The 1,621-nt window shown below is 69.2% G+C and carries 2 protein-coding genes; both read right to left on the bottom strand.

Annotation, left to right across the window (positions count from 1 at the left end; all coding sequences use genetic code 11):
• Positions 1–881, bottom strand: an 881-nt coding sequence (locus CK944_RS22055) for an electron transfer flavoprotein subunit alpha/FixB family protein (protein WP_103175170.1), incomplete at its 3' end; no start/stop codon positions are given.
• The coding region (locus tag CK944_RS22050; RefSeq protein WP_103175169.1) for an electron transfer flavoprotein subunit beta/FixA family protein at positions 881–1,621 on the bottom strand (741 nt) is incomplete at its 5' end. The genes CK944_RS22055 and CK944_RS22050, both read right to left, overlap by 1 nt.

Genomic DNA, 1,621 nt, shown 5'->3' with positions numbered 1-1,621 from the left:
ACCAGACCATAGTCGGCGATCTGGAAGATGGGGGCTTCCTCGTCCTTGTTGATGGCGACGATGACCTTGCTGTCCTTCATGCCGGCAAGGTGCTGGATGGCGCCCGAGATGCCCACGGCCACGTAAAGCTCGGGGGCGACCACCTTGCCGGTCTGGCCCACCTGCCAGTCGTTGGGGGCGTATCCGCTGTCCACCGCGGCGCGGGACGCGCCCACGGCGGCGCCCAGCTTGTCGGCCAGGGCCTCGATGATGGCGAACTGCTCTTTCGAGCCGAGCGCGCGCCCGCCCGAGACCACCCGCCTGGCACTGGTCAGCTCGGGCCGGTCGGAGGCCGCGACCTCGTCGCCGATCCAGGACGACAGGCCCGGATCCTCGGCCAGCGTGGCGTCGCTGACCGGGGCGGCGGCGCCCGCGCCCGCCCCATCGAAGCTGGCGGTGCGGATGGTCATCACCTTCTTGGCGTCGCGCGAGCGCACCGTCTGGATGGCGTTGCCGGCATAAACCGGACGCTCGAAGGTGTCGGCGTCGATCACCTTGGACACTTCGGGGATCACCATCACATCGAGAAGCGCCGCCACGCGGGGCATGACGTTCTTGGCGTCCGTGGTGGCGGGCGCCGCGACATGCTCATAGTCGGCCGCAAGCGCGGCCAGCAGGGCGGCGGTGGGCTCGGCCAGGCGGTGGCCGTAGCGCGCATCCTCGGCCACGATCACCTTCGCCACGCCGGCGATGGTCGCGGCCTCCTGCGCGGCGCCCCGCGCCGAGGCGCCCGCACAGAGCACCGTCACCTCGCCCAGGGTCCCGACCGCCGCCACCGCCTTGGCCGTCGCGTCCCGGTTCAGGACGCCCCCCGTCACTTCCGCCAGAAGAAGAACAGCCATCAGATCACCCCCGCTTCCTTGAGTTTCGAGACCAGCTCGTCGACCGATCCCACCTTGATGCCCGCCTGCCGGCCCTCGGGCTCCCGGGTGGACAGGATCTCCAGGCGCGGGCTCACGTCCACGCCGTAATCGGCCGGCGTCTTTTCCTCCAAGGGCTTCTTCTTGGCCTTCATGATGTTGGGCAGGCTCGCATAGCGCGGCTCGTTCAAACGCAGGTCGGCCGTCACGATCGCCGGCAGCCGGACCTCGATGGTCTGCAGGCCGCCGTCCACCTCGCGCGTGACGCGGGCCGCCTCGCCCGCGATCTCGAGCTTGGAGGCAAAGGTCGCCTGGCCCCAGCCCAGCAACGCCGCCAGCATCTGGCCGGTCGCGTTCATGTCGTTGTCGATGGCCTGCTTGCCCGCGATCACCAGCCCGGGCTGTTCCTGATCGACCACCGCCTTCAGCAGCTTGGCCACCGCCAGGGGCTCGATGTCCTGGTGCACGTCGTCGGCGGCCACCACCAGGATCGCCCGGTCCGCCCCCATAGCCAAGGCCGTGCGCAGCGTTTCCTGCGCCTGCTTCACGCCGATGGACACGACCACGACCTCCGCGGCCGCGCCCTTCTCCTTCAGACGGATCGCCTCCTCCACCGCGATCTCGTCAAAGGGGTTCATCGACATCTTCACATTCGCCAGATCAACCCCAGACCCGTCCGCACGAACCCGGGCCTTCACGTTGTAGTCTATCACCCGCTTCAC

The sequence above is a fragment of the Paracoccus sp. SY genome (genome assembly GCF_002901215.1).
Lineage (GTDB): Bacteria > Pseudomonadota > Alphaproteobacteria > Rhodobacterales > Rhodobacteraceae > Paracoccus > Paracoccus acridae.
This window is presented reverse-complemented; position numbering and strand designations above follow the sequence as displayed.